6 protein-coding genes are annotated in these 7,815 nt (G+C 67.3%); all 6 read right to left on the reverse strand.

Going from position 1 to position 7,815, the window contains the following annotated elements:
- Positions 1 to 113: 113 nt before the first annotated feature.
- Positions 114 to 1,166 carry an esterase family protein gene (locus A5781_RS15690; RefSeq protein WP_067207837.1) on the reverse strand — a complete coding sequence of 351 codons (1,053 nt, stop codon included), beginning with the start codon at positions 1,164 to 1,166 and terminating at the stop codon, positions 114 to 116.
- A 327-nt stretch (positions 1,167 to 1,493) separates the two neighbouring features.
- Positions 1,494 to 3,464, reverse strand: a complete 1,971-nt coding sequence (gene aftB / locus A5781_RS15695; RefSeq protein ID WP_304441376.1) for a terminal beta-(1->2)-arabinofuranosyltransferase — start codon at positions 3,462 to 3,464, stop codon at positions 1,494 to 1,496.
- Positions 3,451 to 4,368 carry a decaprenyl-phosphate phosphoribosyltransferase gene (locus tag A5781_RS15700; protein ID WP_066953453.1) on the reverse strand — a complete coding sequence of 306 codons (918 nt, stop codon included), beginning with the start codon at positions 4,366 to 4,368 and terminating at the stop codon, positions 3,451 to 3,453. Before A5781_RS15700 ends, aftB begins: the two co-directional genes overlap by 14 nt.
- Positions 4,361 to 4,900: a phosphatase PAP2 family protein gene (locus A5781_RS15705; RefSeq protein ID WP_067207843.1), complete on the reverse strand. Its 540-nt coding sequence runs from the start codon at positions 4,898 to 4,900 to the stop codon at positions 4,361 to 4,363. The genes A5781_RS15700 and A5781_RS15705 overlap by 8 nt, the downstream gene beginning before the upstream one ends.
- Positions 4,893 to 6,788 carry a glycosyltransferase gene (locus A5781_RS15710; RefSeq protein WP_067207846.1) on the reverse strand — a complete coding sequence of 632 codons (1,896 nt, stop codon included), beginning with the start codon at positions 6,786 to 6,788 and terminating at the stop codon, positions 4,893 to 4,895. The genes A5781_RS15705 and A5781_RS15710 overlap by 8 nt, the downstream gene beginning before the upstream one ends.
- On the reverse strand, positions 6,788 to 7,815 hold a 1,028-nt coding region (locus tag A5781_RS15715), incomplete at its 5' end, for a UDP-galactopyranose mutase (RefSeq protein ID WP_067207849.1). The genes A5781_RS15715 and A5781_RS15710, both read right to left, overlap by 1 nt.

Raw genomic sequence — 7,815 nt, forward strand, 5'->3', positions numbered from 1 at the left:
TAGCCAGCGCCGTAGTTCCCCCGCCCACGGGGTAGTGAATCAAATCACACACCAAAACGACCAGCGGCGGAAACCCCGAGGGGTTTCCGCCGCCAGTCGCGTCGTTTTTGGGCTTAGGTGCCCTGGCCGCCGTTCTGACCGTTCCCGGCAGCAGCCGCGGCCGTGGCCGGCCCGGCGCCCGGGGTGGCGCCCAGGGTCGCCTGCAGGTCAGGCTTCATCGCCTGCAGCTGCGCACCCCAGTACGGCCAGTCGTGCGTGCCGTTGGCGTCGAAGTTCCACACCGCGTTGTTACCGCCGGCGGCTTTGTACGCGTCCTGGAACTTCAGGTTGCTGGTCCGCACGAAGCCCTCCAGGAACTTCGCGGGCAGGTTGTCGCCACCGAGGTCGGACGGCTTGCCGTTGCCGCAGTACACCCAGATGCGGGTGTTGTTCGCGACCAGCTTGCTGACCTGCAGCGACGGGTCGTTGCGCGCCCACGCCGGGTCGCTCGACGGCCCCCACATGTCGTCCTTCTTGTAGCCACCGGCGTCACCCATGGCGAGGCCGATCAGCGACGGACCCATGCCCTGCGACGGGTCCAGCAGGGCCGACAGCGAGCCGGCGTAAACGAACTGGTTCGGGTGGTATGCGGCGAGGATCAGGGCCGACGAGCCGGCCATCGACAGACCCACGGCGGCGTTGTTGGTCGACTTGACCTGCTTTTGCGCCGCGAGGTACGCCGGCAGCTCGCTGGTCAGGAAGGTCTCCCACTTGTAGGTGGTGCAGCCGGCCTTACCGCAGGCGGGCTTGTACCAGTCGGAGTAGAAGCTGGACTGGCCGCCGACCGGCATGACCACGGCAATGCCCGACTGGTTGTACCACTCGAACGCCGGGGTGTTGATGTCCCAGCCGTTGAAGTCGTCCTGGGCGCGCATACCGTCGAGCAGGTAGAGCGCGGGCGCGTTGGCCCCACCGCTTTGGAACTGAACCTTGATATCGCGGCCCATCCCTGCGGAAGGAACCTGCAGGTACTCCACCGGCAGACCGGGGCGCGAGAACGCGCCGGCGGTCGCCGAGCCCCCCACGGCGCCAATCAGGCCCGAGAGCAGGGCCGCACCAGCGGCCGCCACCACGAGCCGGCGCGGCATACCTGCCACGGCGCCGCGAAACCTGTCGACAAGCGTCATCCTTGCTTCCTCATCCTTTCGGCGCGCCCATCACCCGGACGCGTCCATGATTTGGGTCGTACTGCATGCGATCAGGCGCAGCAGTGCTCGTGTAGTCAACCACACCTGCAGCCGTCGAGTCGCATCGAGGCCGCCCCGCAAAGCGTCATTCGGCGGTCGCTACCCGATGTTTTCCAGGCGAAACGCCGGCGCCTTCGGCGGCGTTTTCGCATGTGCCTGGGCACTAGTGCCAGCTGGTGAAGGACCAAATGTGATGTTGCTGGCAATCTTTCACGGGCGTGGATCGTGATCGTTTTGAGATTGGCCGAAAATTCTTCTGCGCGCGGCTTACTCGCGATGCGGCGGTGGGACCTCTTCGGGCACTGGCAGTCCGCATCTGGCGAGCTCGTAGCGCGGAACGCGGTCGATCCGGTACTTGGTGAATTCATAGGAATGCACCAGGTTGGAGAGGAATCGGTGCGGGGTCATCGGTGCGCGCACCGAACTCAGCACCGCCTTGGTCTCGGGGCATTGCAGGGCCGTCACCGCCTCCGCGACCCATTGCATGTCCAAGTAACCCGGAATACCGGGATACACCTTCACCCACGGTCCGTCGGCGATCACCCAATCCGGGAAGAGGTTCTTGTCGTGGCCGATGCGGCCGTGCTTCAACCGGTCCGTGTGTTGCGCAAGCGGATTCGCCAATCCGATCTGGTCGATCACCCTGACGTCGAGCCCGACGTTCATGCCCACCATGCCGAGGTTGGTGAAAAACACTGTGTGCTGCGGCTTTTGGGGGGGCTTGTCGGGGCCCGGCTGCGCCTGCGGCACCAGGTCCCACTGGATGTAGTTGCCCGACGGCAGCAGTAACGCGCCGTCCGGGGTGTTGTCGAGGGCCGTCAAGATTGCGGCCATCCGCGGATAACCCAGGTAGTCGGCGGCGGTCAGTGGATGCGCGTGCCCGGTGGCCTGCGCGTAGAAGCGCCGCTCGTCGACGATGCCGGAGTAGGTGACGTGGGTGGCGTCGTCGCCCATCCCCGGTGAATTCGCCGCCCACAGTGACCAACCCGCCACCCCCAGCCAGAGCGCGCCCGCCGCGCCGGCCACCCAATAGCCCGTCTCCCGCGAATAGTCCTGGCCGTCCGGTATGGCCACCGGGATCACGGCCACCGGGGCCAGCAGGCAGAACAGCGGCGCCAGCAGCACCCGCCCGTGCATGAAGTCGCCGCCCTGCCGGATCCAGTAGAGCGCCTGCAGCAGGCCGCTCACCACAACGAAGGCCACGACGGCCGGGGGGCTTTGGACCGCCCGGGCCAGCCGACCGTAGTCGGGCGAGAGCGCGGGGCGCAGGAACGACGGCCGTCGGCGGGCGGCGAGTAGCAGCACCCCCAGCGGAACGAGGAGTACCACCGGCACCCAGACCGCGTAGGGCGCGTCGAAATTCGAGAGGTAGATCATGCCCTGGGACCACTTGTCGCCGGCCGCATCCTTGGCCAGGGCGGTGCCGGGCACCAGCAGGCCGTAGTAGCCCATCCGGAAGATCTCGTAGCCCACCGGCAGCAGGCCACCGGCCACCACGACCAGCACCCGGCGCCGCCACGTCCGCGCCGCGATGAGCATCATGATCAGCGCCAGCCCGCCCATCAGCGCCAGGTCGGGCCGAACCAAGACGCTGAAACCGGCCACGAACGCCAGCGCACCGATGAAGAGCCTGCGATCCGGGCGGTTGCGCACCGGCTGGGCCCAGCAGACCATCATCCACCAGAGCAGCCCGAGGTAGGCCAGCGTCAGCCCGCTTTCCAGCCCCGAGGTGGCGAAGTCACGCGCCGGCGGCAGCGCGACGTAGACCAACGCCCCGGCGGGCAGCATGACGGCCCTGCGGCCCCGCAGGCTGGGCGCATACAACCGGGCGGCCCCCAGCATCAGCAGCGCCACACCCAGCACCGAAAGTGTCAGGGCCAGCGCCAGCGCCACGTATTCCATGCGCATCGGCCCACCCACCCAGCTGCCGGCGTACATCAGGTAGGTCCAGGCCGTGGAGGTGTTGGCCTCCACCCGCTCGCCCTGGTTGAAGACCGGGCCGTTGCCGGCCAGCAGGTTGCGGACCGTGCGCAGCACGATCAGCCCGTCGTCGGCGATCCAGCGCCGCTGCCAGGCGCCCCAGGCGAACAGGACGGCGACCACCGCCACGCTGATCCACAGGCTGACCCGGACCATGGCGGTGTAGGGGAATACGGGCCAGCCCAACCGCCTGATGACCGGCCGGCCGCGCATCATGCGCGCCTTGAGGGCCTGCAGTTCGGAGCTAGCCGAAGGCAACGGCGGCTCCAACTGTCGCGATCCACGTCACCGCCAGCAGCTGCAGCACCCGGTCCCGCAGCGCGATGTCCTCGGGCTCGCCCGCCAGCCCGCCGTCCACGTCCACCGCGTACCGCAGGATGGCGATGGTGAACGGGACCATGGACACCACGAACCAGCCCGCCGCGCCGTGCTCCCGGTCGAACGCCCACAGCCCGTAGCAGACCACCAGCGCCGTGGCCGACAACGTCCAGACGAACCGCAGATAGGTGCTGGTGTAGTTCTCCAGCGCCTTGCGGATCTTGGCGCCGGTGCGCTCGGCCAGTTGCAGCTCGGCGTACCGCTTGCCGGCCACCATGAACAGCGACCCGAACGCCATCACCAGCAAGAACCACTGGGTCAGACGGATGTCGGTGGCCGCGCCCCCGGCGATGGCCCGCAGCAAATAGGCCGACGACACGATGCAGATGTCCATCACCGCTTGGTGTTTCAGGCCATAGCAGTAGCCCAGTTGCATGGCGAGGTAGACGGCCAGCACCAGCGCCAGATTGGGGGTGATCCACCAGCCGATAACCAGTGCGGCGATTCCCAGCACCACCGCCAGGGCGTAGGCCAGCCACTCCGGCACGACGCCCGCGGCGATGGGGCGAAACCTTTTGGTGGGGTGCTCGCGGTCGGCCTCGACGTCGCGCGCGTCGTTGATCAGGTAGATCGACGACGCGGCCAGGCAGAACGCCGCGAACGCGCCCAGGGCCGGGTAGGCCTTGTCCAGCACGTCGTGCAAGTGGTAGCGGACCGGACCGCCCAATGCGGCCAGCGGCGCGGCCAGCACCAGGACGTTCTTCACCCACTGGCGCGGGCGGATCGCCTTGACCACCCCGATCACCACGTTGCCCGGGGGCCCGGTCACCACGTCCTCACTCATTCGGCCAGACCTTCCGCGCCCGGCCTTCGAGCCGGACGGTGATTCGGGCGACGATGGCTCCGAGGGCGATGCCGCACGCCACGTCGCTGGGATAGTGCACGCCCAGCAGCATCCGCGACAACGCCATCGGGGGAACCAAGACGGCGGGCAGCGGCAGACCGGTGATCCGGCCCATCAGGATGGCCGCGGCCGTCGTCGAGGTGGCATGCGCTGACGGGAAACTCAGCTGGCTGGGCGTGCCGACGTTCACCACGACGGCCGGATCGTTGGGCCGCTTACGCCGCACCACCCGCTTGACCAACACGGCGGCGACGTGCGCGGCGAACGCGCCGGTTCCGGCCATCAGCCACTCCAAGCGCCGCTTCGGCATCAGCAGCGCGCCCACCGCCGCCACGGCCAGCCAGCCGATGCTGTGCTCGCCGAAATGCGACAGACCGCGCGCGGCCGTCAGCATGCCGGGCTGGTCGGCCAAGGCCGACTGCACAGCCACCAGCGCGGCCACCTCACCCGTAGGGGGTGGCGATTCAGGCATGCTTTCGCTCGGCGTGCGCGGGTAGCAGCGCCGTCTCCCACTTCTGCTTGCTGGACAGCACGGGCAACGCATCCCGGTACGTTTTGCGCATCTCGTCGAACCGGCTCGCCAGCCGGCGCTGCCGCCGCAGCGAGGCGAACAGCAGCTGGAACATCTTGCGGCGGTCGCGCTGCCGGTAGACCACGCCGCACCCGTCGGCCGTCGTCACGGTGACGCCGTCGACGGTGCACAACCGGAACCAGCGCGCGTCCTGGGTGGGCACGTTGAACTCCGGGCGCCGGCGGGCTTCGGGGTCGGCCTTGGTTGCGTTGTGCGCGATGCCGCGGGCCAGCCGATAACCGATCGACAGCGGGTTGACCGGCGGCTTCATCGCCCTGGTCTTGTTCGACGGCGGCGGCAGTTCGCTCGCCGCCGGCAGCACCACCGCGTCCGGGTATTCCTTGCGCAACCGATGTACCTCGGGCAGAGCGGATTCCAGGATCGAGAAGATGTGCTCGGGCCCAGCTAGGAAGTCGTCGATGGCCCTGTTCTGGATCGCAACCGTCGAATACTCAAGGCAGGCAAGGTGTTTCAGCGTCGCCCTTAGGTGACTGCGAACCAGTCCGGTGACGTCACCGTCCCAGTGCATCGCGGCGACCACCAGTCGGTTGCGCAGATGGAAGTAGGCCTGCCAGTCGATGGCGTCGTCCTTGTCGCTCCAGGCCATGTGCCAGATCGCCGCGCCCGGCAGGGTTACGGTCGGATACCCGTGCTCTCCGGCACGCAGGCCGTATTCGGCGTCGTCCCACTTGATGAACAGCGGCAGCGGCTGGCCCAGCTCCTCGGCGACCTGCCGCGGGATCATGCACGTCCACCAACCGTTGAAGTCGACGTCGATACGCCGGTGCAGCAGCGCGCTCCGAGCGTTCTTGTCGTTCAACGGGAATTGGGCGAAGTCATGGTCGTACTCCGCGTGCGGTGCGGCGGTCCACATGAAGTTCGACTGGTTGACGACCTCGCCCATTATGTGCAGGTGCGACGGCTCCTGCAGGTTGAGCATCTGGCCGCCGATGAGCATCGGCGTCTTAGCGAAGCGGTGCAACGCCAGCACCCGCAGGATGGTGTCCGGCTCGATGCGAATGTCGTCGTCCATGAACAGAATCTGTTGGCAGTCGGTGTTTTTCAGCGCTTCGTACATCACCCGGCTGTAGCCGCCGGAACCACCGAGATTGGGCTGGTCGTGCATGGACAGCCGGTTGCCCAGGCCGGCGGCGGCGGCCGGGAAGTCCGGGTGATCGCGCACTTTGCGGACGCCCTGGTCGGGGACGATCACCGCCCCAATCACCTCGTCCACCAACGGATCCGCGGTCAGGTCGGCCAGCGCGTTGACGCAGTCGGCGGGCCGATTGAACGTGGGGATGCCGACGGCGATGTTGGCCGTACCCGGGGCGGGCTCGGTCGCATACCAGCCACCGCTCACCAGGTTGACCACGGTGTCGGTGGTGATGTCGAACCAGATCCAGCCGCCGTCCTCGAACGGCTTGAGCGGCACCTCGATCTCGACGATGGCCGGTTGGTCGTCGGTACCGACGAATTGGCGGCCGTCCACGGAGATCCGCACTCCGGTGGCCTTCGTCCGGTAAACGTCGACGCGGCCGGTTCCGGTCAACTCGACCCGCAGCACCACCGCGGTACAGATCGACCAGCGGCGCCAGTAGCTCGCGGGGAACGCATTGAAGTAGGTGGCGAACGACACCTCGGACTCTTTGCCGATCTCCAGCGAAGTGCGGCTGGTCGCGTGCGCCCGCCGCGCATTGGTGGTCGATTCCTCCAGATACAGCTTGCGCACGTCCAGGGGTTCACCCGGACGCGGCAGGATAATTCTGGAAAGCAGGCTTACAGCAGTCATCAGGCGCCGCTCCTCCCCCTCGCTTCGGTCTGCGTCGTCGCCGGCGCGCTTGCCCCCGCGCCTTCTTCCACCAGAGGTTTGCCGTCGCGCAGGTGCGGCGCGACGGTGTTGTCGTACATGTTCAGTGCACTGGCAATCGCCATGTGCATGTCCAGATATTGATAGGTGCCCAACCGGCCACCGAAAAGCACCTTGGCGGAGGCGGTTTCGGCCTTCGCCCGCGCTCGGTACGCGGCAAGCAGGGTGCGGTCGGCCTCGGTGTTGATCGGATAGTAGGGCTCGTCGTCGTCTTCGGCGAACCGCGAGAACTCCCGCATGATCACCGTCTTGTCGGCGGGGTACTCACGCTCGGTGTGAAAGTGCCGGAATTCGTGGATGCGGGTGAAGGGCACGTCGGGATCGTTGTAGTTCATCACCGGCGTTCCCTGGAAATCCCCGATCGGCAACACTTCCACCTCGAAGTCCAGTGTGCGCCAACCGAGCCGGCCCTCGGCGTAGTCGAAGTAGCGGTCCAGCGGGCCGGTGTACACGACGGGCGCGTCCGGGCTTTCCGCGCGCAGCTGATCGCGAACCTCGAACCAGTCCGTGTCCAGCCGCACCTCGATGCGGTCGTCGGCGGCCATGTTCTGCAGCCACGCCGTGTAACCGTCGACCGGTAGGCCCTCGTAGGTGTCGCTGAAGTACCGGTTGTCGAAGGTGTAGCGCACCGGCAGCCGGGTGATGTTGGCGGCCGGCAGTTCCTTGGGATCGGTCTGCCACTGCTTGGCGGTGTAGCCCTTGACGAACGCCTCGTACAGCGGCCGGCCGATCAGCGAGATCGCCTTCTCCTCGAGGTTTTGCGCGTCCTCGGTTTTGATCTCGGCGGCCTGCTCGGCGATCAGCCTGCGCGCTTCGTCCGGGGTGAAGTATCTGCCGAAGAACTGCGACACCAGGCCCAGCCCCATCGGGAACTGGTAGGCCTGCCCGTTGTGCATCGCGAACACCCGGTGCCGGTAGTCGGTGAAGTCGGTGAACTGCCGCACGTAGT

It is taken from the genome of Mycobacterium sp. 852002-30065_SCH5024008, from assembly GCF_001665645.1.
GTDB classification, from domain to species: Bacteria; Actinomycetota; Actinomycetes; order Mycobacteriales; family Mycobacteriaceae; genus Mycobacterium; species Mycobacterium paraffinicum.

What these genes read in the sequence shown, in the direction of transcription:
- A5781_RS15710 (WP_067207846.1), bottom strand. Translation starts at nt 6,788, where the DNA reads ATGACTGCTGTAAGCCTGCTTTCCAGAATTATCCTGCCGCGTCCGGGT.
- A5781_RS15705 (WP_067207843.1), bottom strand. Translation starts at nt 4,900, where the DNA reads ATGCCTGAATCGCCACCCCCTACGGGTGAGGTGGCCGCGCTGGTGGCT.
- A5781_RS15690 (WP_067207837.1), bottom strand. Translation starts at nt 1,166, where the DNA reads ATGACGCTTGTCGACAGGTTTCGCGGCGCCGTGGCAGGTATGCCGCGC.
- A5781_RS15700 (WP_066953453.1), bottom strand. Translation starts at nt 4,368, where the DNA reads ATGAGTGAGGACGTGGTGACCGGGCCCCCGGGCAACGTGGTGATCGGG.